This is a genomic window from Tsukamurella tyrosinosolvens (assembly GCF_900104775.1).
GTDB classification, from domain to species: domain Bacteria; phylum Actinomycetota; class Actinomycetes; order Mycobacteriales; family Mycobacteriaceae; genus Tsukamurella; species Tsukamurella tyrosinosolvens.
Map to the genome: position 1 here is coordinate 1,468,152 of NZ_FNSA01000003.1, position 22,522 is coordinate 1,490,673.

Below are 22,522 nucleotides of genomic sequence, written 5' to 3' on the forward strand. Positions count from 1 at the left end.
CGTGAGCGAGCTCGCGCTCCCGCTCGTCGGCCTCGTCGGCGGCGTCCTCGCGGGAGTCTCCCCGTGCGTGCTCCCGGTCCTGCCGGTCGTCCTGCTCGGCAGCGCCGGGACCGGGGCCGACGGTGCCCCCACCTCGCGCGCCCGTCCGGCCGCGATCGTCGCCGGCCTGGTGCTGAGCTTCTCGCTGTTCACGCTGTTCGGCACCGTCGTCCTCTCGCTGCTGCACCTGCCCGCGGGCCTGATCCGGTGGGTGGGGATCGGTGCCCTGCTCCTGCTCGGCGTGGCGATGCTGGTCCCGCCGCTGGAGCGCCTGCTCGAACGGCCCTTCGCGCGCCTGCCGCAGCGCGTCCCGGGCCTCAAGGGCGACGGTGCCGCGGGCGGCTTCGTGCTCGGCGTCGCCCTCGGCGCGGTCTACGTGCCGTGCGCCGGACCGGTGCTCGCGGCGATCGCGCTGGCCGGCGCCACCGACACGATCGGCCCGCGCACGCTAATCCTCACCGCGGCGTTCGCGGTCGGCACCGCGATCCCGCTGCTCGCCATCGCCCTCACGGGCCACCGCCTGGCCGACCGGGTACGCGCACTGCAGCGGCGCCAGCGGGCGATCCGCGCGGTAGGAGGCGTCCTCGTCATCGCCCTGGCGGTCGCCCTCGCGCTGGGGATCACCGACCTCATCCAGCGCCGGGTGCCCGACTACACGCAGGCCGTCGGCGACCGGCTGGGCGCGGCGGCGATCGCACCGCAGGTCGCGGGCACGGGCTCTCTGCAGCAGTGCCAGCAGGCCGCGTTCACGGGGACGGCGCAGCTCGCCGACTGCGGGCGGGCGCCCGAGTTCGCCGGCATCGACCCATGGCTCGGCGGCGCCCCACGCACGATGGCGGGCCTGCGCGGCAAGGTCGTCCTCATCGACTTCTGGGCCTACTCATGCATCAACTGCCAGCGCGAACTCCCGCACGCCGAGGCCTGGTGGAAGAACTACCGCGACCTCGGCTTCGAGGTGATCGGCGTCCACACGCCCGAGTACGCCTTCGAGCACGACGTCGGCAACGTCACCGCGGGCGCGCGCAAGCTGGGCCTGACGTTCCCGCTCGCCGTCGACAACCGCACCGCCACGTGGAGCGCCTACCGCAATGTGGCCTGGCCCGCGGGCTACCTCGTGGACGCCACCGGGACCATTCGGTTCGTCAGCCTCGGCGAGGGCCACTACGACAAGGTCGAGACCGCGATCCGCTCGCTCCTGCTCGCCGCGCACCCCGGCGCGATCCTCCCGCCCGCAACCGACGTCCCCGATGCCACGCCACTGAACAAGGACCGGACCCCCGAGCTCTACCTCGGCGCCGAGAAGCAGCAGGGCTTCGGCGGCCCCGGCGGCTACGAGGTCGGCACCCGCGCGTTCACCCTCCCGGCGACCGTGCAGCCCAACACCTTCGCCCTCGACGGGGCCTGGACGGTCGGCGCCGAGGACATCCGCGCGGGGGAGCGGGCCGTTCTCACGCTCGCCTACACGGCGCAGCGGGTCTACCTCGACGTCGGCGGCACCGGCACGCTCACCGTCACCGAGGGCGGCGCCACCCGCACCATCCCCGTCGACGGTCCGCCCGACATCCGCACCGTCGTCGACCGCCCGGCCTCCGGGCCGGGCACCGTCACCATCGCCCTCAGTCCCGGCCTGACCGCCTACTCCTTCACCTTCGGCTGAGCGCCTGAGGCTCGCCCGCGCCTGAGTACCCCGAGGGCGACGTCGACGATCTCCTCGCGGGGCTGCAGCTCCCGCGCCCGCTCGAGCGGAACCCATTCTGCGAAATCCGTGGTGCCGCCGACCTCGACGGTGCCGAGCGCGCCCGAGTCGATGGCGACCTCGACGAGGAACCTCTGGGGGCGCACCGGCGTAGGACCGCCTCGCGCGAAACGCGCAAAAGGGCGACTAACACGCACAAGAGCGCGCTGTGAACGACATCACCCGCATGCTCCTCGTGTTACCCCGATCACTCATCCACGAGGAGAAACCCCATGCTGACAGTCCTGGGACTGACCATGGTCGCGGCGTTCATGGTCGTCATCATGGCCCGCCGCGCGACGCCCATCGTCGCGCTGATCGCCGTCCCGGTGATCTTCGGCCTGCTGGCTGGCGCCGGCACGGGCATCGGCAAAATGATCACCGGCGGCATCGAGGACCTCGCGCCCACCGCCGCGATGCTCTTCTTCGCCATCATCTTCTTCGGCGTGATGATCGACGTCGGTCTCTTCGACCCGGTCGTGCGGGCCGTGGTCCACGTCGTCGGCGAGGACCCCGCCAAGCTCGTGCTCGGCACCGCCGTCCTGGCGGGAGTGGTCTCGCTCGACGGTGACGGCTCCACCACGTTCATCGTCACCACCTCCGCGCTCCTACCGCTCTATCTCAAGCTCGGCGTCAGCCCCGTCGTGCTCACCGTGGTCGCGGGCCTCGCCAACGGGACCATGAACATCCTCCCGTGGGGCGGCCCCACGGCCCGGGCCGCGGCGGCGCTGAAGATCTCGCCGTCCGAGGTCTTCGTCCCGATGATTCCGTCGCTGATCGCGGGCATGGTCGTCGTCCTCGCCTTCGCCTGGCACCTCGGGCTCATGGAGCGCAAGCGCCTCGGCAGCATCGTGATCCGCGAGCGCGTCCTCGCCGGGGCGGGCGCCGGCGCCACCGGCGGCACGGTCGGGGGCGGTGGCGGCACCGACGCGCCCGTTCCGCCCTCCGGCGGCACCGGCGACAGCGCCCTCACGGCCGTCACCGGCGCGCACGGCAACCCGAAGCTGATGTGGTTCAACGCCGGTCTCACCGTCGCCCTGCTGTCGGTGCTCACGCTCGACCTGCTGCCGATCCCGGTGCTCTTCATGATCGCCGCCGCGATCGCGCTGGCCGTCAACTTCCCGCAGGTCGCCGACCAGCAGGAGGCCATTACCCGGCACTCGAAGTCGATCGTCTCGGTCGTCGGAATGGTCTTCGCCGCAGCGGTTCTCACGGGCGTCTTCAAGGGCACCGGCATGGTGGATTCCGTCGCCGCGTGGGTCACCGGCATCATCCCGTCGTCGATGGGCCCGCACCTGGCCGTCATCACCGGCATCCTGTCCATCCCCTTCACCTTCCTGATGTCCAACGACGCCTTCTACTTCGGCATCCTGCCCGTGCTTTCCGAGACGGCGAGCCACTACGGGATCACTGCCGCGGAGATGGCCCGCGCGTCGATCACCGGGCAGCCCTTCCACATGCAGAGCCCGCTGGTGCCCGCCATCCTGCTGCTCGTCGCCCTCGCGGGCGTCGGACTGGCCGATCACCACAAGAAGGTGCTCTGGCGCGCGTTCGTCGTCTCGATCGTCATGCTCGTGGTCGGTGTCCTCCTTGGCCAGATCCCCTTCTGAGCGCGGATCGGATGGCTAGGCTGAGCCGATGCCCAGGATCCGGCTGCGCACGCAGATCCTCCTGCTCCAGGTGGTGATCATCATCGTCAGCCTCGCCGCCGGCTTCGGCATCGTCCTGCACCGCGTGGACACCGACACCCGCTCCGAGTACGGCCACCGGGCGGAGGCGATCGCGGAGACGGTCGCCTCCGACACCGACGTCCGCGCCGGCGCCGCCGCGCAGTCGGCCGCGCGGCGCGCGGGACACCCGGCCACGCAACAGGAGCTCGCCGCTGCGCCCTTGCAGCGGCAGGCGGTCGCCATCACCGAGCGCACGGGCGTGCTGTTCGTGGTGATCGCCGACGACGCGGGCTACCGCATCGCCCATCCGGATCCGTCCCAGCTCGGCGCGCCGCTGAGTACCGACCCGTCCGCCGCGCTCGCCGGCGACGTCGAGGTAACGCAGCAGCGCGGCACCCTCGGGGATTCGGTCCGTGCGAAGGCCCCGGTCCTCGGGAACGACGGCGCCGTCGTCGGCCTGGTGAGCGTGGGCATCTCCACCGAGACCGTCGCCGAGGCCGCGCGCCGCGCCCTGCTACTCCTGGCGGGCCTGGCCGCACTCGCGCTCGCGGTCGGGATCCTCGGCTCGGGGCTCCTCGCCCGACGGTGGCGGCGCCTCACCCTGGGCCTGGAACCCGAGGAGATGGCCGAGCTCATCCGCGAGCAGAACGCCGTCCTGTACTCCGGCTCCGAGGGCGTCATCGCGATCGACGCGAAGGGCGTCGTGCGGGTCATCAACGATCGCGCCAGGGAACTGCTCGGTGTCACCGCCGCGACCGGCACACCGCTCACGGATCTCGGCCTCACGGACCGGGTCGCGGCCGTCGTCGCGACCCCCACGGAGGTGCCGGTCGCCGCGGCGGTGAACGAGCGGGTCGTGCTCGTCGCCTCGCGCCGCGTGCACCGCGGCGAGACGGACCTCGGCACCGTCCTCACGGCCGTCGACCGCACCGACGTCGAGGCGCTCACGCGCGAACTCGACTCGGTCCAGGCGATGAGCGCCGCCCTGCGCGCACAGCGCCACGAGGCCGCCAACCGAGTCCACGTCGTCGCCGGGCTGCTCCGCGACGACCGCACCGACGAGGCCCTCGCCTACCTCGACGAGATCGCCGGCCGCGCAGGCGTCCTCCCGGTCTCCGGCCTCGACCGCCTCGACGAGCCGCACCTGCGCGCCTTCGTCTCCGCCAAGGCGGCGCGGGCGCGTGAGAGGGGCGTCGTCCTGCGGGTCGGCGCCGACACGGCCCTCGTCGGCGTGCTGACCCACCCCGTCGACACCACCACCCTCGTCGGCAACCTGCTCGACAACGCCATCGACGCCGCCGGCGACGGCCCCGAACCGCGGGAGGTGGAACTCGACGTGCTCCGTGACGGCGACGACCTCGCGATCATCGTCGTCGACAGCGGCCCCGGCTTCGCCGTCGACGACCCCTTCGTCGAGGGCGTCAGCACCCGAACCGATCCGACGGTGCCCGGCGGCCGCGGGCTCGGCCTCGTCATCGCCCGCCAGGTCGCCCGCGGGCACGGGGGAGAGGTCGTCGTCGTGGCGCGGGGCGGCGACGGCGAGCCCACCACCGTGATGGCCACGCTGCCCGAGGGGGTGCGCGACGATGCCTGACGACCTGCGGATCCTCGTGGTCGACGACGACTTCCGGGTCGCCGCCATGCACGCGAAGATCGTCGACGCCATGGTCGGCCTCACGACGGCCGGCTCGGCGCGCACCCTTTCCGAGGCCCGGGCGATCCTGGAGCGCGACCGGGTCGACCTGGCGCTCGTCGACGTCTACCTCCCCGACGGCTCCGGCATCGACCTCGTCCGCGAGATGCGCTGCGACGCCTTCATCCTCGGCGCCGCCGACGATGCCGCCAGTGTCCGTGCGGGTCTCGCCGCGGGGGCGCTGCAGTACCTCATCAAGCCCTTCGCGACGACGGAGCTCGCCCGCCGGCTCGGCGCCTACACGGCCTACCGCCGGATCCTCGGGACCGGGGAGGTCACCCAGGACCAGGTCGACGCCGCCGCCTCGGTCCTGCGCAGCGAGCGTCCCGCCCCGCGGCGCGACGAGGGAGGCTCGGTCACCGAGCGGAGGATCGTCGAGGCGTTGCGCACCGCCGACGGACCGATGCTCGCGGACGACATCGCCGGGGAGGTCGGGGTCTCGCCGGCGACCGCCCGGCGTTACCTCGCCGAACTGGTGCGCGACGGCACGCTGACGATGGCGTTGCAGTACGGCGCGACCGGGAGGCCGCGGCAGCGGTACACGCTGAGCTGAGCGCACTTCGGCGCGCACCACGGAGGGCGGCGGATCGCCCGACTCGCCGGGTACCGCCGCCCCAGTGGCGCTAGAGTCCGAAGTCATGAGAATCACTCGGTTCGCGCTCGCCGGCATCACCGCACTGCTGGGGGCGGGCCTCGTCGCCACGCCCGTCGGAGCGGCCCCCGTCTGGTCCGGCCTGGACGCCGCGAACTACGCCGGTCCGATTCCCGCGAAGGGCGGCGAGCAGATCCGGTCCGTGCCGCTCGACCCGGCGCTGTCGCTCCCGGGAGCGGGCACGGCGAAGCGGGTGTTGTATTCGACGACGGACCAGCACGGCAAGCCCGCCACCAGCACCGGGGCGATCTTCCTCCCGAAGGGGACCGCGCCCGCCGGTGGCTGGCCGGTCATCGCGTGGGCCCACGGCACCGTCGGCCTCGGCGATACCTGCGCCCCCTCGGCCAATCCCCGCTCCGCCCGCGATCGCGAGTACCTCGGGCACTGGCTGTCGCAGGGCTACGCGATCGTCGCCTCCGACTACGCGGGACTCGGCACGCCGGGCCTCATGAGCTACCTGAACAGCGTCTCCACCGCGCACAACGTGGTCGACTCCGTCGTCGCCGCGCATCGGGACCGATCGCTGAACCTGTCGACGAAGTGGGCGATAGTCGGCCAGTCGCAGGGTGGCGGAGCGGCCGTCAACAGTGCGCGGTGGGCGACGCAGTTCAGCGCCGGGAGCGGCCTGGACTACCGCGGCGTGGTCGCCACGGGGACGCCGTTCAAGATCGAGGAGGTCGTCAAGAACGTCGGGCCCGAGACCGACCTGCCCGGCGGCCTCAGCTCCGCCGCCACGTCGTACACCGCCTACATCCTGGCCGGTGTCCGCGAGGCGAACCCGGACGTGGACTTCGAGAAGGTACTCACCCCGCGCGGCAAGGCGGCCGCCGCGCAGGCCGAGGTCCAGTGCTACGCGCAGCTCAGCACGACCCTCGCCGGCCAGAAGCCGACCGACTTCGTCAACGCCAAGGTCAGCACGGTTCCCGGTGCGAGCGCGGCGCTCGACCGGTACATGGGAACGCCGACCTCGGGCTACGACCGGCCGGTGTTCCTGGGCGTCGGCCTCAAGGACACCGACGTCCCGGTGCAGTCGTCCATCGCGCTCGCCGCGGCGCTGAAGAAGAGCGGTACCGCGGTCGAACTGCACCAGTACCCGAACGCCGACCACAGCGGCGCCGTCCTCGAATCCATGAAGGACTCGACGCCCTTCCTCGCGCGCGTCCTCGCCTGATCCGTCGTCTCCGGACGCGGCACGCTTGACCATGCCGCGACGGCATGGTTTCTCCTGGAGTCACCCCGCCGAAAGGAGTGACCACCATGCCACTGCCGAACCTGATCACCGTCGAGGAGTTCTTCGCCTCGCCCGTCCGCGCCGCCGCGAGGATCTCACCCGACGGCAGCCGGATCGCCTTCCTGGCACCGTCGAACGACCGGCTCAACGTCTGGGTCGAGGACCTCGACGGCGACGCGCCCGCCCGGCCCGTCACCGCCGACGCGACGCGGAGCGTCCAGATGTTCCACTGGACGACCGACCCGCGCTGGCTGATCTACCTGCAGGACAACGGCGGCGATGAGCGTTGGCACCTGATGCGCGCCGACCTGGACGATCAGGACGCTCCGGCCGTGGACCTCACCCCCTTCGACGGGTCGACGACCTTCCTCATGGATCTGCCGATCGCCCGCCCGGGTATCGCGATCATCTCCACCAACGCCCGGAAGGTCGACGAGTTCGACGTCTTCGAGCTCGACATCACGTCCGGCGCGCTCACGGAGATCGAGCGCAACCCCGGCAACGTCGCCGGGTGGGTGTACGGCGCCGACGGCACCCTGTTCGCCTCCACCCAGGATCCCGACGGCGCGATCGCGATCTGCCGGTGGGACACCGCGGCGCGCGAACTGCGCCCGATCGCGGAGTTCGACGGGCTCGACTATCCGCTGGGCGTGTTCCCGATCGTGCCGTCGCCCGACGGCGGGCTCTGGCTCGGCTCCAACCGCGGCACCGATCGCACGCGCGTCGTGCACATCGACGGCGCGACGGGGGAGGAGACCGAGATCGACGCGCACCCGTCCCTCGACCTCGACACGACCGGGCTGGTCGCCCCGACGATGCCGCAGCCGCTCATCGTCGACCCGCGCACCGGCGCCCTTCTTGGCGTGCGCTATCTCGGCGAGCGCCAGGACATCCGGGCACTGGACCCGCGGTTCGAGGAGGTACTCGACGCCCTGCGCGGCCTGTCCGACGGTGACCTCGGCGCCCTGAACTCCGACCTCGACGGGAACCGATGGATCGCGTCCTTCGTGCACGACCGCGTCCCCGGCGCGACGTACCTCTACGACCACCGCACCGGCGAATCGCGACTGCTGTTCCTGCCCCTTCCGCACCTCGATCCGACGCAGCTCGCGCCGATGGAACCGGTCACCATCACCGCCCGCGACGGGCGCGCGCTGCCCTCGTTCCTGACCCTGCCGCAGGGAGTGGCCCCCGTCGACCTGCCTCTCGTGCTCCTCGTGCACGGCGGCCCGTGGTTCCGCGACACCTGGGGCTACCACGGCGACGTGCAGCTCCTGGCGAACCGCGGGTACGCGGTGCTCCAGGTGAACTTCCGCGGCTCCACCGGCTACGGCAAGGCCCACATGCAGGCGGGCATCGGCGAGCTGGCCGGCGCGATGCACGACGATCTCATCGACGCCGTGGAATGGGCCGTCGCGGAGGGCATCGCGGATAGGGCGCGGCTCGCGATCTTCGGCGGCTCCTACGGCGGCTACGCAGCGCTGGTCGGCGTCACGTTCACCCCGGACGTCTTCGCCGCGGCCATCGACTACGTCGGGATCTCGAGCCTGCCGAACTTCATGGCGACCCTGCCCGAGATCGCGCGGCCGTACCTGGCCAACAACTGGATCCGCTACGTCGGCGACCCGTCGGACCCGGAGCAGTTGGCGGACATGCTGGCCCGCTCACCGATCACGAAGGTCGACGAGATCCGTACCCCGCTGTTCGTCGTGCAGGGCGCGAACGACCCTCGGGTGGTGCAGGCAGAGTCGGACAACCTGGTGGAGGCGCTGCGCGCCCGCGGCGTCGATGTCGAGTACATGATCAAGGCCGACGAGGGGCACGGATTCGTCAACCCGGAGAACACGATCGACATGTTCCGGGCCACCGAGCGGTTCCTCGCCCAGCACATCGGCGGGCGCACGGAACAGGCATGACCGAGGGCCCGGCGCTCAGTCCTTCGGCCGGTTGTCGATGAGGCGGCGGGCCTTCCCCACCGAGCGCTCCAGCCCGCCGGGCTCGACGACGTCCACGGTCACGCTGACGCCGATCGTGTCCTTGATCTGCTTGCGCAGTTGTTCGCCCGCTGCGGGGTCCACGCGCCCGTCGGGGCGGTGCTCGACGCGGACGGTGAGCTGATCCATCCGGTCCGGGCGGTCCAGGACGCACTGGAACTGCGGCGCCAGCTCGTCGATCCCCAGGATCAGCTCCTCGATCTGGGTGGGGAAGAGGTTCACGCCGCGCAGGATGATCATGTCGTCGGTGCGGCCGGTGATCTTCTCCATCCGGCGCATGGTGCGGGCCGTGCCGGGCAGCAGCCGGGTGAGGTCGCGGGTGCGGTATCGGATGATCGGCGTGGCCTGCTTGGTGAGGGAGGTGAACACCAGCTCGCCGTGCTCGCCGTCCGGAAGCACCTCTCCGGTCATCGGATCGATGATCTCGGGGTAGAAGTGGTCCTCCCAGATGTGCAGGCCGTCCTTGGTCTCCGCGCACTCCATCGCCACGCCGGGGCCGATGACCTCCGAGAGCCCGTAGATGTCCACCGCGTCGATGCCGGCGTCCTGTTCGAGCTCGGCGCGCATCTTCTCGGTCCACGGCTCGGCGCCGAAGACGCCGACCCGCAGGGAGGTGGACCTCGGGTCGATGCCCATCGAGGTCATCGTGTCGAGGATCGTGAGCATGTAGGACGGGGTCACCATGATGGCGTCGGGCTCGAAGTCCTGGATCAGCTGGATCTGCTTCTCCGTCTGCCCTCCGGACATGGGGATCACGGTGGCGCCGAGTCGCTCCGCGCCGTAGTGCGCGCCGAGTCCGCCGGTGAACAGTCCGTAGCCGTACGAGACGTGCACGCGGTCGCCCGCGCGGACCCCCGCGGCGCGCAGCGACCGGGCGACCACGTCGGCCCACATGCTGATGTCGTCGGCGGTGTAGCCCACCACGGTCGGTCGGCCGGTGGTGCCGGACGAGGCGTGGATCCGGGAGACGCGTTCGCGCGGCACGGCGAACATCCCGAACGGGTAGTTCTCGCGTAGGTCCGCCTTCGTCGTGAAGGGGAACGTGGCGAGGTCGGCGAGCTCCTTGAGGTCGGACGGGTGCACGCCGGCGTCATCGAACGCGCGGCGGTAGTGCGGCACGTTCTCGTAGGCATGGGCGACCGACCACTGCATGCGCTCGAGCTGCAGGGCGGAGATCCGGTCGCGGGTCGCGAACTCGATGTCGTCGGTGGGGACGGTCGATGTCATGGCTGGCTTCCTCGGGCTGGGTCGGCTGGTCGCGGCGGGGTCAGGCGTCGAAGTCGACGGTGACGTCATCGCTGGTCGGGTAGGTCTGGCAGGTGAGGACGAAGCCGGCGGCCACCTCGTCGTCCTCGAGCGCGTAGTTGCGGCGCATGTCGACGGTGCCGCACAGCACCTTCGCGCGGCACGTGCCGCACACGCCGCCCTTGCACGCGAAGGGCAGGTCGGGCCGGAAGTTCTCGGCACCGTCGAGCAGGGTGTCGTCCTGCGCGATGGTGCCGGTCGCGCTCCGTCCGTCGAGGACGACGGTGACCGCGCTGCTCGGCCCCGTGACGCCGGGCTCGCGGTGCCGCTCCTGCGGCGGCGGGGTGCCGTCGTCGACGTAGAAGAGCTCGCGGTGGATCGCGCTGCGGGCGACCCCGAGTTCGGCGAGGACCGTCTCCGAATCGGTCACCATGCCGTGCGGGCCGCAGAGCCAGAAGTGGTCGACGTCGGCGGTGGGAACGACGGTGCGCAGCAGTTCCCGCAGGCGTTCGGCATCGACGCGGCCGGTGAACAGCTCGACGTCGCGCGGCTCGCGGGAGAGGACGTGGATCACGTCGAGCCGGTCGTGGTACCGGTCCTTGAGGTCGGCGATCTCGTCGGCGAACATCACCGAGCGGGTGCGCCGGTTTCCGTAGATGAGGATCACGCGGGCAGCGGGATTGGCGAGCACGGTGCCGGCGATGGACAGCATCGGGGTGATGCCGGAACCGGCCGCGATGAGCACGTGCACGCCGCCCGCGTCGGGGTCGGCCGCGAAGGTCCCCGTGGGGCCCTGGACCTCGATGGTGTCGCCCGGGCGGACCCGGTGGACCAGCCAGGAGGAGAACAGGCCGTCGGTGACCTCGCGGACGCCGACCCGCGGACGCTCTCCGACCGGTGCGCAGATCGAGTAGGAGCGGCGGTGCTCGACGCCGTCGACGGTGCGGCGCAGCGTGAGCGACTGCCCGGCGGCGAAGGCGAACTCGTCGGCGAGAGCGGGCGGGACGTCGAAGGTGACGGCGACCGCGTCGTCGCACAGCGACTCGACGTCGGCGACGGTGAGCGTGTGAAAGGCGCGGCCGCGAGTGGCGGTGGCGGTCATCAGATCTCCTTGACGTGGTCGAAGGGCTCGCGGCAGTCGAGGCAGCGGTAGAGCGCCTTGCACGGCGTCGCGCTGAACTCGGAGTCGAGCCGGGTAGCGGTGGAGCGGCACGCGGGGCACGCGATCCGGCGGGGCGCGGGCTGCAGGGTCAGCGGGACCGGGCCGTCGGCGCGCCGCGGCGCGGGACCCGGCGTCGAGTACCCGGCGGCGCGCAGCTTCGCGCGGCCCGCGTCGGTGATCCAGTCGGTGGTCCACGCGGGGGACAGCGCGGTCTCGATGGTGATCTCGCCGAAACCGGCTGCACGGAGCGCGCTCTCGATGTCGGCGCGGATCGTGCCCATCGCCGGGCAGCCCGAGTAGGTGGGGGTGATCGTCACGGTCACTGCGCCGTCGGCGGCCTCGGAGACGTCGCGGACGATGCCGAGGTCCGCGAGGGTGACCTGCGGCATCTCGGGGTCGAGGACGGCGCCGACGACGGCGAGCGCGGTGCGGGTCGCGGTGGCGTGCACGTCACCACGTCCCTTCGGGGTGGGCGCGGGCGACGGACTGCATCTCGGCGAGGATGCGGCTGAGCTCCTCGGTGTGCAGCCCCTGGCGCCCGGCCCGCCCGCCGACGCGGGCCACGCCCGGCGCGTCGGGGATCGGGAGGCCCGCGGCGCCGAAGGTGAGGTCCATGACCGCGTCGAACTCCGGGCGCAGCCCGCTCGGGTCCACGCCGATGCCGGATGCGGCGAGCGCGAGTTCCTCGGTCGACGGCTCGAACAGCTCGGGGACGTACGGCCACACGCGGGCGATCGCCGCCTCGGTCCGTCGCCGCGACTCGTCGGTGCCCTGGGCGAGGGTGACCACCCAGCGCGCGGCGTAGTCGCGGTGGTAGGTGATCTCCTTGACGCCCTTGGCCGCCACCGCGGCGAGCACCGGGTCGCGGGACTCCCGCAGGCGGTCGAACAGCGCCAGGCGGGCGGTCGCGAACACCAGCAGCCGCACCATCGAGACGGCGAAGTCGCCGTTGTCGAGCTCGACGAGCCGGACGTTGCGGAACGCCGCATCGTCGCGGAAGAAGGCCAGGGCGTCCTCGGCGGGCACGGGCGAGGTGTCCGAGACGTGCGGCACCACGGTGGGGTCGGCGGCCGCCGCGCGGGCGAGCAGCAGCCGGGCCTGCCCGATGAGGTCGAGGCCGACGTTGGCGAGCGCGACCTCCTCCTCGAGTTCGGGTGCGCGGGTGCTCCATTCCGCGAGGCGCTGGGCGGCGATCAGCGCGTCGTCGCCGAGCATCAGGCAGTAGACGGCGAGGGCGTGCGGGTCCGCGCCGTCCGGCATCGTCGTGTCCACCCCGGCGAGGGGCTCGTCGAAGCTGGTGCCGAAGGCCCACTGGCCGTGGGAGTCCGAGTCGACGAGGCCCTCGTAGGCGTTGTCGTGATCGATCATGGCTGTCATTCCTGTTCGCGGGCTGAGCGAGGGGTGGTCACATGTGCGGGACGGACTCGGGGATGTCGTAGAAGGTCGGGTGGCGGTAGACCTTGTCGCCGCTCGGCGCGAAGAACGGGTCCTTCTCGGACGGGCTGGAGGCGACGACGTCCGTCGACCGCACCACCCAGATGCTCACGCCCTCGTTGCGGCGGGTGTACACGTCGCGGGCGTTGCGCAGTGCCATCTCGGCGTCCGCGGCGTGCAGGGATCCGACGTGCACGTGGTTGAGTCCGCGCTTGCCGCGCAGGAAGACCTCGTACAGGGGCCATTCGATGCGGGTCTGTTCGGTCATGTCCACTCCTTCTCCGATGCTGCGGTGCGGGCGGCGAAGGCGCCGGCGGCGGCCCGCACCCAGGCGCCGTTCTCGTGCGCGGCGCGACGGTTCGCGATCCGCTCGACGCTGGTCGCGCCGTTGCCCTTGACCACCTGCATGAACTCGTCCCAGTCGGGCTCGCCGAAGTCGTACGCGCCGCGATCGGCGTTCCACGCCAGGTCGGGGTCCGGGAAGGTCACCCCCAGGACCTCCGCCTGCGGCACCGACATGTCGACGAAGCGCTGGCGCAGCTCGTCGTTGGTGTGCCGCTTGATCCGCCATGCCATCGACTGCGCCGAGTTCGGCGAGCGATCGTCCGGCGGCCCGAACATCATGAGCGCGGGCCACCACCAGCGGTTCACGGACTCCTGCACCATGTCCCGCTGCGCCTGCGTGCCGGACATCATCGTCATCAGCATCTCGAAACCCTGGCGCTGGTGGAAGGACTCCTCCTTGCACACCCGGATCATCGCGCGCCCGTACGGGCCGTAGGAGCTGCGGCACAGCGGCACCTGGTTGCAGATGGCGGCACCGTCGACCAGCCACCCGATCACGCCGACGTCCGCGTAGGAGAGAGTGGGGTAGTTGAAGATCGACGAGTACTTCTGGCGGCCCTCGATGAGGTTCTCCGTGAGCTCCGCGCGGTCGACGCCGAGCGTCTCCGTCGCGGAGTACAGGTAGAGCCCGTGGCCGGCCTCGTCCTGCACCTTCGCCATGAGGATGGCCTTGCGGCGCAGCGACGGCGCGCGGGTGAGCCAGTTGCCCTCCGGCTGCATGCCGATGATCTCGGAGTGCGCGTGTTGGGCGATCTGCCGGATCAGGGTCTTGCGGTACCCGTCCGGCATCCAGTCGCGCGGCTCGATGCGTTGGTCGGACTGGACGATGCGGTCGAACTCGGTCTCGAGGTCGGCGGTGGTCTCTGTCATGGGCTGTGCCTTCCGTACGGCTGGTGGTCAGCGACCGGTGAACGCGGGCCGGCGCTTGGCGAGGAATGCTTCGACCGCGCCCGTGTGATCGGCGGTGGCGGCGAGGGGAACCGCTCCGGCGCGCTCGCGCTCGAGCGCCTCGTCGAGCGGCGGGAGCGAGGCGGCGACGAGTGACTTCACGGCTGCGAACGCCGCGGTGGGTCCGGCGGCGAGCCTGCGCGCGACGGCCTCGGCGGAGGCGGCGGCCTCGTCGTCGGCGGCGACCTGCGCGATGAGGCCCCAGTCGAGGGCCTGCGCGGCGGAGATCTTGGTGCCGAGCAGGAGGAACGCCCGCGTGCGGACCGCGCCGATGGCGTCGACGAGCGTGCGGGTGAGGCCGGAGTCGGAGGCCAGTCCGATGGCGGTGAAGGCCGTCGCGAAGCTCGCGCTCTCGGCGGCCACGACCACGTCGGCAGCGAGCGCGAGGCCGAGTCCGGCACCGACACAGGCGCCCTGGACCGCGGCGACCACGGGGACCTCGAGCGCGGCGATGCCGGAGATCAGGGGGTTGTAGTGCTCGGCGACGGTGTCCATGGCGCGCTCGGGCGAGCGGGTCAGCGCGTGCGCGTGCTCACCGAGATCCTGGCCCACGCAGAAGTTGCGGCCCTCGGCGCGGATCAGCACGGCGCGGACCGTGTCGTCCGCGGCGATCGCGCGCAGGCCGTCGAGCAGCGCGGTCTTCAGCGCGAGGTCGAGTGCGTTGGCGGCCTCGGGGCGGTTCAGCGTGAGGACGGCGAGGCCGTCGGCGACGGTGAGGGTGGCGGAATCCATGGGGTTCTCCTCGGATCGATGTCGGCGGGTCAGGACCAGGTGTGGAAGCCGCGGCCGGTCTTGCGGCCGAGCTCGCCGTTCGCGACCTTGTCGCGCAACAGTTGCGGCGGCGCGAACCGCTCACCCAGCGTCGAGGCGAGGTGCTCGGCGATCGCGAGCCGGACGTCGAGGCCGACGAGGTCGGTGGACCGGAGCGGACCCATGGGGTGGCGGTAGCCGAGCTCCATCGCGCGGTCGATCGATTCGGCGTCGGCCACGCCCTCCTCGAGCATGCGGATCGCCTCGAGACCGAGGCACACGCCGAGGCGGCTGGTGGCGAACCCGGGGGAGTCGTTGACCAGCACCTCCTGCTTGCCCAACAGCTCCACCCAACCGCGCACGCGGTCCACCACGGCGTCGTCGGTGTCCGGGGTGCGGATGATCTCGACGAGCGTCGAGGCCGGCACGGGGTTGAAGAAGTGCATGCCCACGAGGCGGCGCGGCGCGTCCAGAGCGGCCGCGAGGACGGCGATGGACAGCGAGCTGGTGTTGCTCGCGATCACGCACTGCGGGCCGACGGCGCCCTCGACGCGGTGCAGCACGTCGAGCTTGAGGTCGACGACCTCGGGCACGGCCTCGATCACCACGTCCGCGGCGGCGGGCAGGTCCTCGATGTCGGCGACCACGGTGAGCCGAGCGGCGACCTCGTCGGGCGTGCGTCCGCCGAGCTTGTCGCGCTCGGCGGCGCGCTGCAGGCCGTTGATCACGCGCTCGCGTGCGGCCTCCCGGTCGCCGCTCTCGGCCAGGACGACGGTGGCGCCGAGCGTCGCGAAGACCTGCGCGATGCCCGCGCCCATCCGGCCTCCGCCGACGACTCCCACGGTCGACGGTGCTGTGCTCATCGGCGGCTCCTCTTCTCCAGGAAGGCGGTCATGCGGTCGTGCTTGTCGGCGGTCTCGAAGAGCACCGCCTGGGCGATGTCCTCGACGCGCCCGGTGCCGTCGACGATCGACTTGGTCAGGCGCAGCGCGAGCGCGGACGAGGCGGTGATCCGGTCGATGGCCCGGTGCGCGGCGTCGATGTGCTCGCCGGCGGGGACGACGTCCATGACGAGGCCGCACCGGAGCGCGGTCGCGGCGTCGAGCGTGCGGCCGGCGAGGAGGACTTGCTTGGCGACCGACTGCCCGACCAGGGCGGGCAAGCGGTAGGTGGCACCGGCGGCGGCGAGGATGCCGAGGCCGGGCTCGGGGTTACCGAAGACGGCGGTCTCGGTCGCGATCCGGATGTCGCAGGCGTAGGTCAGTTCGGCGCCGCCCCCGAGGGCGTAGCCGCTGACCGCGGCCACGGTGGGCAGCGGGAGGGCGGCGATGCGGTCGAACAGGTTCCGGTTGATCCCGGCGAGCGCCTCGGCACGGCGCCGATCCCGCAGCTCGCCGATGTCGGCGCCGCCGGCGAAGTGCTCGCCCTTGCCGGTGAGCAGGACGGGCGCGGGGTCGGACTCGATCAGGCCGCAGACGGTATGCAGCTCGGCGATCATCGCGGCGTCGATGGCGTTGCGCGCCGCGGGGCGATCGAGCGTCACCACGTAGCGGTCCGCATCGCGGCGGACGCTGACGGTACGAAGGTGGCGGGCGGATTCCGCAGGGGCGTCGGTCATGGCGATTCCTCTTCGGTCGGTGCCGAAATATTAACCGATCGTTCGGTCGGTAACAAGGGGTTGCGGGATCCCGCCCGTACGGTGGGACAATCCAGGAATGGCTGCCACCCCCGTCCGCCGGCGCACCGGTGCCCCCGGCCGTCCCGGTTACGACCTCGACTCCCTGCTCGCGGTCGCGGTCCGCGTGTTCAACGAGCGCGGATACGACGCGACCAGCATGGACGTGTTGGCGAAGAACCTCGGGCTGACGAAGTCCTCGATCTACCATCACGTCGCGGGCAAGGAGGAGCTGCTCGACCTCGCGCTGAACCGTGCGCTGAGCGGATTGTTCGCCGTGACGACGGAGGCCGGCGCGACCACGGGTAGGTCGGTGGACCGCCTCGAGTACGTGCTGCGCCGCAGCGTCGAGGTGCTGGTCGCGGAGCTGCCGTACGTGACTCTTCTCCTGCGGGTGCGCGGCAATTCGGACGTCGAGCGGCGGGCGCTGGCACGGCGTCGTGAGTTCGACGCCGTGATCGCGGACCTGGTGGCGGGCGCGGTCGAGGAGGGTGACGTCCGGGCGGACGCCGACCCGGCCGTGACGAGCAGGCTGCTGTTCGGCATGGTCAACTCCCTGGTCGAGTGGTACCGCCCGCGGCCCGATCATCCCGTCGGCGAGGTCGCCGACGCGCTCGTGGCGATCGCCTTCGACGGCCTGCGCCGGAACTGACCCCGATCGGCCACCGCCCTTGACAGGGGCGGCAGTCCCGAGCGAACCTTATTACCGACCGAATGTACGGTAATAAGGAGCAGCTTCATGGACAGCAGGATGCTGGAGAGCTACGCGTGCGGCCGGTGGCACCGGGCGACCGACGAGGGGCGGGCGGTGATCAGCCCCGTCGACGGGGCCGAGGTAGCGCGGGTCTCGTCGACGGGGCTGGACGTCGCCGCGATGGCGGCCTACGCCCGGGAGACCGGCGGCCCCGCGCTCGCCGCGCTGACCTTCCACGAGCGGGCCGCAGCGCTCAAGGCACTCGGCCTGACCCTGATGGCGGGTAAGGCGGAGTTCTACGCCGAGTCGGCCCGCACCGGCGCCACCGAGCGCGACTCGGGCGTCGACGTCGACGGCGGATTCGGGACCCTGCTCAGCTACGCGAGCAAGGCCAAGCGCGAGCTCCCCAACGACGTGATCCACCTCGACGGGCCGGTCGAGCAGCTCGGCAAGAAGGGCACCTTCCTGGCGCGCCACGTCCACACGTCGCGCCGCGGCGTCGCCGTGCAGATCAACGCGTACAACTTCCCCGTCTGGGGCTTCCTCGAGAAGCTCGCCCCGGCCTTCATCGCCGGCGTGCCGACCATCGTCAAGCCCGCGACCCAGACCGCCTACCTCACCGAGCTCGTCTTCCGCCGGATCATCGAATCCGGTCTGCTCCCCGAGGGATCCGTGCAACTGCTGTGCGGCGATCCGGCGCCGCTCCTCGACGCCCTGGGCGGACAGGACTCGGTCGCCTTCACCGGCTCCGCGCACACCGCGGCGACGCTGCGTGCACACCCCGCGCTCGTGGCGAACAGCGTGCACTTCACCGCGGAGGCCGATTCGCTCAACGCCTCCGTCCTCGGTGCGGACGTCACGACCGACGCCCCCGAGTTCGAGCTCTACGTCAAGCAGCTCACGACCGAGATGACCGTCAAGGCAGGGCAGAAATGCACCGCCATCCGCCGCGCGCTCGTGCCGGAGGCGATGGTCGAGGCGGTCATCGAGGCCGCGCGGGCGCGACTGGACCGCGTGGTCGTCGGCGCTCCGGGCTCCGAGGGCGTCACCATGGGCCCCGTTGTCTCCCTGGCGCAGCGCACCGACGTACTCGCGGCCGTCGACAAGCTCCGCGGCGCAGCCGAACTCGTCGTCGGCGACCCCGACGATCTCGCGGTCGTGGGCGGAGACCCGGCGACCGGCGCGTACCTACCGCCGATGCTGCTGCGCAGCACCGACCCCGAGGCGCCCGAGGTGCACGGGATCGAGGCCTTCGGGCCGGTGGCGACCGTCATCGGCTACCGCGACACAGCCCACGCCGTCGAACTGATCGCCCGCGGCGGGGGAAGTCTCGTCGCCTCCCTCGTGACGGCCGATCCGCGGCTCGCGCGGGAGGTGCTGCTCGGGATCGCGCCGTACCACGGCCGACTGCTCGTGCTCAACGCCGAGGACGCCCGCGAATCCACCGGCCACGGCTCCCCGCTGCCCGTGCTGGTGCACGGCGGCCCCGGCCGCGCGGGCGGCGGCGAGGAGCTGGGCGGCATCCGCGGCGTCCTGCATCACATGCAGCGCACCGCGATCCAGAGCACTCCTGAGGTGCTCGCGGCCGCGACCGGCCAGTGGGTCGCCGGCGCACCGCGCGCCGAGGGCGACGAGCACCCGTTCCGCAAGTCCCTGGCCGAACTCCGGCTCGGCGATACCATCGTCGGCGGGCCGCGCACCGTCACCCTCGCGGACATCGGCCACTTCGCGGACTTCACCGGCGACACCTTCTACGCCCACACCGATCCCGAGGCGGCGGCGGCGAACCCCCTCTTCGGCGGCATCGTCGCGCACGGCTACCTCGTGGTCTCCCTGGCGGCCGGCCTGTTCGTCGACCCCGCGCCGGGCCCGGTCCTGGCGAACTTCGGCGTCGACTCGCTCCGCTTCCTCACCCCGGTCCGCGCGGACGACGCCCTCACCGTGACGCTCACGGCCAAGCAGATCACCCCGCGCAGCGGCGCCGACTACGGCGAGGTGCGCTGGGACGCCGTGGTCACGAACCAGGACGGCGCGCCGGTCGCCACGTACGACGTACTGACCCTCGTCGCCAAGACGCGGGACGGGGGCGAGGAGCGATGACGGCGTCGGTGCGCATCGAGGAGTGTGAGCCGGCGCGGTCGATGTTCGCCGCCGACAGCGCCTCCCGGGCTCTCGGCATCGAGATCGTCGACCTGCGTCCCGGCACCGCGACCACGACGGTGACGGTGGGCGAGACGATGGTCAACGGCCACGGGATCACCCACGGCGGCTACGTCTTTCTGCTCGCCGACACCACCTTCGCCCTCGCCTGCAACTCCCGGGGCGACGCCGCCGTCGCCGCGCGGGCGGACGTCCGGTTCCTCCGCGCCACCCGGCTCGGCGACGTGCTCACCGCTACCGCGGTGGAGCGGGAGCGGTTCGGGCGCAACGGCCTGTACGACGTGACCGTGCGCCGCGGCGACGAGGTGATCGCCGAGTTCCGCGGCGACAGCCGCACCATCCCGGCCGGCGCCTGACGGCGATCAGCCGACGGCGGGGCCGAGGTGCCGGGCGCGGTACTCGCCCGGGCTCGTCCCCGTCGCCGCTTTGAAGGCCCGCGCGAAGCCCGAGGCGTCGGGGAAGCCCCACTGCGCGCCGATCGCCGCGACGGGCCGCACCGCTTGGGCGGGATCGGCCAGCGCCGCGCTCACCGCGTCCATCCGGCGGCGCCGGATCCACGCACTCGGCGTCGACCCGCGCTCCGCGAACAGTTGCTGCAGGTACCGCACCGAGACGTGCTGCGCGGCGGCCACGGCCTCCACGCTGAGGCCGGGGAGTCCCAGGTGCGCGTCGATGTACGCCGTCGCGCCGGCGAACACCACATCGGCCGTCGGCACCGCCTCCGCCGGCTCGAGGCGGCGCATCAGCGTCGCGTCCACCAGTTCCAGGACCGCGTGCACCGCCCGCGGGTCGGGATCCACCCCGCCCGTCCGCAGCTGCCGCCCGAGCCCGGTGAGCAGCGACGAGGCGAGCGCGCCCAGCCCGTGCCGGCCGGAGATGCGCTGCGCCGTCAGCCCGGCGACCTGGCGCGGCGTCAGCCCCAGCCGGTCCCGTGGGATGAGCAGCACGAACATGCTGAAATCGTCGGCGAAGTCGAGCGAGTAGGCCCGGGTGGTGTCGTAGATCGCGAGATCGCCGGGCGTCAGCGCCGCCTCGCGCCCGTCCTGCGTGAGCACGCTGTACCCCTGCAACTGCACGCCCAGCTTGTACACACCCGGGTCCGCATCGGCGATGGTCCCGCGATCGCGCCACACCGTCACCGGGCCGCGCGCGACCTCGGTGGCCGCCGCCGCTCCGAGGTCCTGGCTGCGCACCAGCCCGCGGAAGGAGGACGCGGACCCGGCACCGTCGAGCGCGGCGCGGCGCGGCGACGGGAGGACGGGGGAGGACGTCCCGTCGGGGTGCGGCGCGGCGCGCAGCGGCACGAAGGCCGTGTTCACCGCTTCCTGCCAGGCGTCGAACCGGTCCGGCGCCGCGAGGGTGGCGGCGTCGAAGACCTCGACCGCGCCTGAACTCATCGTCCTTCTCCTTCGTGTCCCTCCATGTCACCACAGATCGGGCCTCGGGCGTGACGCGCATCACGTTTCCGCGTGTGGGGCACAGCGGCGTGCGGGTCACGCCAATGCCGGGCGCCCGCTGCGCCGCGAGGCTGGAACCCGTCGGCCGAGTCGGCCGGATGCAACAGCGAGGAGCGGACATGCCCACAGGGGAGAGCGATTACATCGTCATCGGTGCCGGGTCGGCCGGCAGCGTCGTGGCCCGGCGTCTCGTCGACGCCGGGCACTCGGTGCACGTCATCGAGGCCGGGGCCGTCGACGCCGATCCGAACATCCACAGCCCGCAGGGGTGGCCGGCGCTGCTGCAGGGCCCGAACGACTGGGCGGTGATGACCACCGAGCAGGAGCACGCCGCCGGGCGGTCGCTGTTCTGGCCGCGCGGCAAGGTGCTGGGCGGGTCGAGCTCGCTCAACGGCATGATCTACATCCGCGGTCATCGCGACGACTACGACGCCTGGGAGGCCGCGGGGAACGAGGGCTGGGGCTGGGGCAGCGTCCTCGAGTTGTTCAAGCGCAGCGAGGACCACGAGGACGGCGCGTCCACCTGGCACGGTGCGGGCGGCCCGTTGCACGTCTCGGTGCTCCGCGATCGGCACCCCGCGGCGCAGGCCTTCGTGGACGCCGCGGTCGCCGTGGGCCACAAGCCGACGGAGGACTTCAACGGCGAACTCATGGAGGGCGTCGGCTTCAATCACGCGACGATCAAGGACGGTCGCCGTCACAGCGCGTGGCAGGCCTTCGCAGTGCCGGTGCTCGACTCCCCGCGGCTCACGGTCACGACCGGCGCTCTGGTCACCCGGATCGTGCTCGACGGCGGCCGCGCCGTGGCGGTCGAGTACCTCGCCGACGGTGAGCTGCGCACCGCACGGGCGAGCGCGGAGATCGTCCTCTCCGCGGGCGCCATCGGATCGCCGAAGATCCTGCAGCTCTCGGGCATCGGCGACCGCGCCGACCTGTCGGCGGTCGGTGTCGAGACGCTCGTCGACCTGCCCGGCGTGGGCAAGAACCTGCACGATCACCTCCTCGTCGGGAACCTCTACGCGACGGCGGACGCGCTCGTGCCCGGGCAGAACAACCTGCTCGAGGCCCAGCTCTTCGCGCACTCGCAGCAGACCGATGATGCGGCACCCGACCTGCAGCCGCTCTTCCTGCACCTGCCGTATCCGACCGACGGCGGCGACGCCCCGGCCGACGGCTACACGATCGCGCCGGGTCTGGTGGCGCCCCGATCGCGCGGCACCCTGCGCATCGCATCCGCCGATCCCGCCGCCGCGCCGCTCGTGGATCCCAACATCCTCGCCGACGACTACGACGTCGAGGCGCTCGTCGATGCGGTGATCCTGTGCCGCGAGATCGGCGCACAGGACGCCTTCGCGGCCTTCCGGCCCACCGAGTACGTCCCGTCGTCCGAACCGGCCGACCGGGACGCGCTGCGCGCGCTCGTTCGGCGGCTCGCCGGCACCTATCACCACCAGGTCGGTACCTGCGCGATGGGCGTCACCGACGACTCCGTCGTCGACCCCGCCCTGCGGGTGCGCGGCGTCGCCGGCCTCCGCATCGCCGACGCCTCGATCATGCCCGTCGTGCCCCGCGGCAACACCAACGCGCCCGCGATCATGGTCGGCGAGAAGGCCACCGACCTCCTGCTCGGCCTGTGAC

The 22,522-nt window shown here is 72.1% G+C and carries 21 protein-coding genes; 10 read left to right on the plus strand and 11 right to left on the minus strand.

The window, feature by feature from the left end:
- Nucleotide 1 precedes the first annotated feature (1 nt).
- Nucleotides 2–1,696 (plus strand): redoxin domain-containing protein, encoded by a 1,695-nt coding sequence (locus BLW32_RS08670; RefSeq protein ID WP_068742616.1) that lies wholly within the window; start codon nucleotides 2–4, stop codon nucleotides 1,694–1,696.
- Here BLW32_RS08670 and BLW32_RS08675 read toward each other — a convergent pair.
- Nucleotides 1,675–1,881: a hypothetical protein gene (locus BLW32_RS08675; RefSeq protein ID WP_068742615.1), complete on the minus strand. Its 207-nt coding sequence runs from the start codon at nucleotides 1,879–1,881 to the stop codon at nucleotides 1,675–1,677. The genes BLW32_RS08670 and BLW32_RS08675 overlap by 22 nt on opposite strands.
- Before the next feature lie 126 nt (nucleotides 1,882–2,007).
- On the opposite strand from BLW32_RS08675, the gene BLW32_RS08680 reads away from it, so the two are divergent.
- From BLW32_RS08680 to BLW32_RS08700, 5 genes are all read left to right on the plus strand, one after another.
- The gene (locus BLW32_RS08680) at nucleotides 2,008–3,384 is read left to right on the plus strand and encodes a CitMHS family transporter (protein WP_068742614.1); all 1,377 of its coding nucleotides are present in this window, start codon (nucleotides 2,008–2,010) and stop codon (nucleotides 3,382–3,384) included.
- A gap of 28 nt (nucleotides 3,385–3,412) precedes the next feature.
- Entirely contained in the window at nucleotides 3,413–5,038 is a 1,626-nt protein-coding gene (locus BLW32_RS08685; RefSeq protein WP_068742613.1) for a sensor histidine kinase, read from the plus strand.
- Complete coding sequence (locus BLW32_RS08690) at nucleotides 5,031–5,690, plus strand: response regulator (protein ID WP_068742612.1); 660 nt, start codon at nucleotides 5,031–5,033, stop codon at nucleotides 5,688–5,690. The genes BLW32_RS08685 and BLW32_RS08690 overlap by 8 nt, the downstream gene beginning before the upstream one ends.
- 85 nt (nucleotides 5,691–5,775) lie before the next feature.
- Nucleotides 5,776–6,960, plus strand: a complete 1,185-nt coding sequence (locus BLW32_RS08695) for an alpha/beta hydrolase family protein (protein ID WP_068742611.1) — start codon at nucleotides 5,776–5,778, stop codon at nucleotides 6,958–6,960.
- An 86-nt stretch (nucleotides 6,961–7,046) separates the two neighbouring features.
- Entirely contained in the window at nucleotides 7,047–8,936 is a 1,890-nt protein-coding gene (locus BLW32_RS08700; protein ID WP_068742694.1) for an alpha/beta hydrolase family protein, read from the plus strand.
- 15 nt (nucleotides 8,937–8,951) lie between these two features.
- Here the strand turns inward: BLW32_RS08700 and paaK are convergent, their stop codons facing one another.
- From paaK to BLW32_RS08745, 9 genes are all read right to left on the minus strand, one after another.
- The gene (paaK, locus tag BLW32_RS08705; RefSeq protein ID WP_068742610.1) at nucleotides 8,952–10,241 is read right to left on the minus strand and encodes a phenylacetate--CoA ligase PaaK; all 1,290 of its coding nucleotides are present in this window, start codon (nucleotides 10,239–10,241) and stop codon (nucleotides 8,952–8,954) included.
- 40 nt (nucleotides 10,242–10,281) lie between these two features.
- Nucleotides 10,282–11,361, minus strand: a complete 1,080-nt coding sequence (paaE, locus tag BLW32_RS08710) for a 1,2-phenylacetyl-CoA epoxidase subunit PaaE (protein ID WP_068526409.1) — start codon at nucleotides 11,359–11,361, stop codon at nucleotides 10,282–10,284.
- Nucleotides 11,361–11,810: a 1,2-phenylacetyl-CoA epoxidase subunit PaaD gene (gene paaD, locus BLW32_RS08715; RefSeq protein WP_068742693.1), complete on the minus strand. Its 450-nt coding sequence runs from the start codon at nucleotides 11,808–11,810 to the stop codon at nucleotides 11,361–11,363. The genes paaE and paaD overlap by 1 nt, the downstream gene beginning before the upstream one ends.
- A 61-nt stretch (nucleotides 11,811–11,871) precedes the next feature.
- The gene (gene paaC, locus BLW32_RS08720) at nucleotides 11,872–12,789 is read right to left on the minus strand and encodes a 1,2-phenylacetyl-CoA epoxidase subunit PaaC (RefSeq protein ID WP_068526410.1); all 918 of its coding nucleotides are present in this window, start codon (nucleotides 12,787–12,789) and stop codon (nucleotides 11,872–11,874) included.
- A 37-nt stretch (nucleotides 12,790–12,826) separates the two neighbouring features.
- Nucleotides 12,827–13,123 (minus strand): 1,2-phenylacetyl-CoA epoxidase subunit PaaB, encoded by a 297-nt coding sequence (paaB, locus tag BLW32_RS08725; RefSeq protein ID WP_068526411.1) that lies wholly within the window; start codon nucleotides 13,121–13,123, stop codon nucleotides 12,827–12,829.
- The gene (paaA, locus tag BLW32_RS08730; RefSeq protein ID WP_068526412.1) at nucleotides 13,120–14,070 is read right to left on the minus strand and encodes a 1,2-phenylacetyl-CoA epoxidase subunit PaaA; all 951 of its coding nucleotides are present in this window, start codon (nucleotides 14,068–14,070) and stop codon (nucleotides 13,120–13,122) included. The genes paaB and paaA overlap by 4 nt, the downstream gene beginning before the upstream one ends.
- Nucleotides 14,071–14,097: 27 nt before the next feature.
- Nucleotides 14,098–14,880 (minus strand): enoyl-CoA hydratase-related protein, encoded by a 783-nt coding sequence (locus BLW32_RS08735; protein WP_068742609.1) that lies wholly within the window; start codon nucleotides 14,878–14,880, stop codon nucleotides 14,098–14,100.
- A 29-nt stretch (nucleotides 14,881–14,909) separates the two neighbouring features.
- On the minus strand, nucleotides 14,910–15,761 hold the full coding sequence (locus BLW32_RS08740) for a 3-hydroxyacyl-CoA dehydrogenase family protein (protein ID WP_068742608.1): 852 nt from the start codon (nucleotides 15,759–15,761) through the stop codon (nucleotides 14,910–14,912).
- Nucleotides 15,758–16,516, minus strand: coding sequence for an enoyl-CoA hydratase/isomerase family protein (locus BLW32_RS08745; RefSeq protein ID WP_068742607.1), 759 nt, complete (start codon nucleotides 16,514–16,516; stop codon nucleotides 15,758–15,760). Before BLW32_RS08745 ends, BLW32_RS08740 begins: the two co-directional genes overlap by 4 nt.
- A 97-nt stretch (nucleotides 16,517–16,613) precedes the next feature.
- On the opposite strand from BLW32_RS08745, the gene BLW32_RS08750 reads away from it, so the two are divergent.
- The 3 genes from BLW32_RS08750 to paaI all read left to right on the plus strand — a co-directional run bounded on the left by BLW32_RS08750 (nucleotide 16,614) and on the right by paaI (nucleotide 19,783).
- A complete protein-coding gene (locus BLW32_RS08750; RefSeq protein ID WP_068526416.1) occupies nucleotides 16,614–17,225 on the plus strand; it encodes a TetR/AcrR family transcriptional regulator in 612 nt (203 codons plus the stop codon).
- A gap of 87 nt (nucleotides 17,226–17,312) precedes the next feature.
- Nucleotides 17,313–19,367 (plus strand): phenylacetic acid degradation bifunctional protein PaaZ, encoded by a 2,055-nt coding sequence (gene paaZ, locus BLW32_RS08755; RefSeq protein ID WP_068742606.1) that lies wholly within the window; start codon nucleotides 17,313–17,315, stop codon nucleotides 19,365–19,367.
- The gene (gene paaI / locus BLW32_RS08760) at nucleotides 19,364–19,783 is read left to right on the plus strand and encodes a hydroxyphenylacetyl-CoA thioesterase PaaI (protein WP_068742605.1); all 420 of its coding nucleotides are present in this window, start codon (nucleotides 19,364–19,366) and stop codon (nucleotides 19,781–19,783) included. Before paaZ ends, paaI begins: the two co-directional genes overlap by 4 nt.
- A gap of 6 nt (nucleotides 19,784–19,789) precedes the next feature.
- Here paaI and BLW32_RS08765 read toward each other — a convergent pair whose 3' ends face one another.
- Nucleotides 19,790–20,824: an AraC-like ligand-binding domain-containing protein gene (locus BLW32_RS08765; RefSeq protein WP_068742604.1), complete on the minus strand. Its 1,035-nt coding sequence runs from the start codon at nucleotides 20,822–20,824 to the stop codon at nucleotides 19,790–19,792.
- Nucleotides 20,825–21,003: 179 nt separating this feature from the next.
- Here BLW32_RS08765 and BLW32_RS08770 point away from each other — a divergent pair, with 179 nt between their 5' ends.
- Entirely contained in the window at nucleotides 21,004–22,521 is a 1,518-nt protein-coding gene (locus BLW32_RS08770) for a GMC family oxidoreductase (RefSeq protein ID WP_068742603.1), read from the plus strand.
- Nucleotide 22,522 lies beyond the last annotated feature (1 nt).

Coding starts and splice junctions, on each gene's coding strand:
- BLW32_RS08680 (WP_068742614.1), top strand. CDS start 2,008: ATGCTGACAGTCCTGGGACTGACCATGGTCGCGGCGTTCATGGTCGTC.
- BLW32_RS08685 (WP_068742613.1), top strand. CDS start 3,413: ATGCCCAGGATCCGGCTGCGCACGCAGATCCTCCTGCTCCAGGTGGTG.
- BLW32_RS08690 (WP_068742612.1), top strand. CDS start 5,031: ATGCCTGACGACCTGCGGATCCTCGTGGTCGACGACGACTTCCGGGTC.
- BLW32_RS08695 (WP_068742611.1), top strand. CDS start 5,776: ATGAGAATCACTCGGTTCGCGCTCGCCGGCATCACCGCACTGCTGGGG.
- BLW32_RS08700 (WP_068742694.1), top strand. CDS start 7,047: ATGCCACTGCCGAACCTGATCACCGTCGAGGAGTTCTTCGCCTCGCCC.
- paaK (WP_068742610.1), bottom strand. CDS start 10,241: ATGACATCGACCGTCCCCACCGACGACATCGAGTTCGCGACCCGCGAC.
- paaE (WP_068526409.1), bottom strand. CDS start 11,361: ATGACCGCCACCGCCACTCGCGGCCGCGCCTTTCACACGCTCACCGTC.
- paaD (WP_068742693.1), bottom strand. CDS start 11,810: ATGCCGCAGGTCACCCTCGCGGACCTCGGCATCGTCCGCGACGTCTCC.
- paaC (WP_068526410.1), bottom strand. CDS start 12,789: ATGATCGATCACGACAACGCCTACGAGGGCCTCGTCGACTCGGACTCC.
- paaB (WP_068526411.1), bottom strand. CDS start 13,123: ATGACCGAACAGACCCGCATCGAATGGCCCCTGTACGAGGTCTTCCTG.
- paaA (WP_068526412.1), bottom strand. CDS start 14,070: ATGACAGAGACCACCGCCGACCTCGAGACCGAGTTCGACCGCATCGTC.
- BLW32_RS08735 (WP_068742609.1), bottom strand. CDS start 14,880: ATGGATTCCGCCACCCTCACCGTCGCCGACGGCCTCGCCGTCCTCACG.
- BLW32_RS08740 (WP_068742608.1), bottom strand. CDS start 15,761: ATGAGCACAGCACCGTCGACCGTGGGAGTCGTCGGCGGAGGCCGGATG.
- BLW32_RS08745 (WP_068742607.1), bottom strand. CDS start 16,516: ATGACCGACGCCCCTGCGGAATCCGCCCGCCACCTTCGTACCGTCAGC.
- BLW32_RS08750 (WP_068526416.1), top strand. CDS start 16,614: ATGGCTGCCACCCCCGTCCGCCGGCGCACCGGTGCCCCCGGCCGTCCC.
- paaZ (WP_068742606.1), top strand. CDS start 17,313: ATGGACAGCAGGATGCTGGAGAGCTACGCGTGCGGCCGGTGGCACCGG.
- paaI (WP_068742605.1), top strand. CDS start 19,364: ATGACGGCGTCGGTGCGCATCGAGGAGTGTGAGCCGGCGCGGTCGATG.
- BLW32_RS08765 (WP_068742604.1), bottom strand. CDS start 20,824: ATGAGTTCAGGCGCGGTCGAGGTCTTCGACGCCGCCACCCTCGCGGCG.
- BLW32_RS08770 (WP_068742603.1), top strand. CDS start 21,004: ATGCCCACAGGGGAGAGCGATTACATCGTCATCGGTGCCGGGTCGGCC.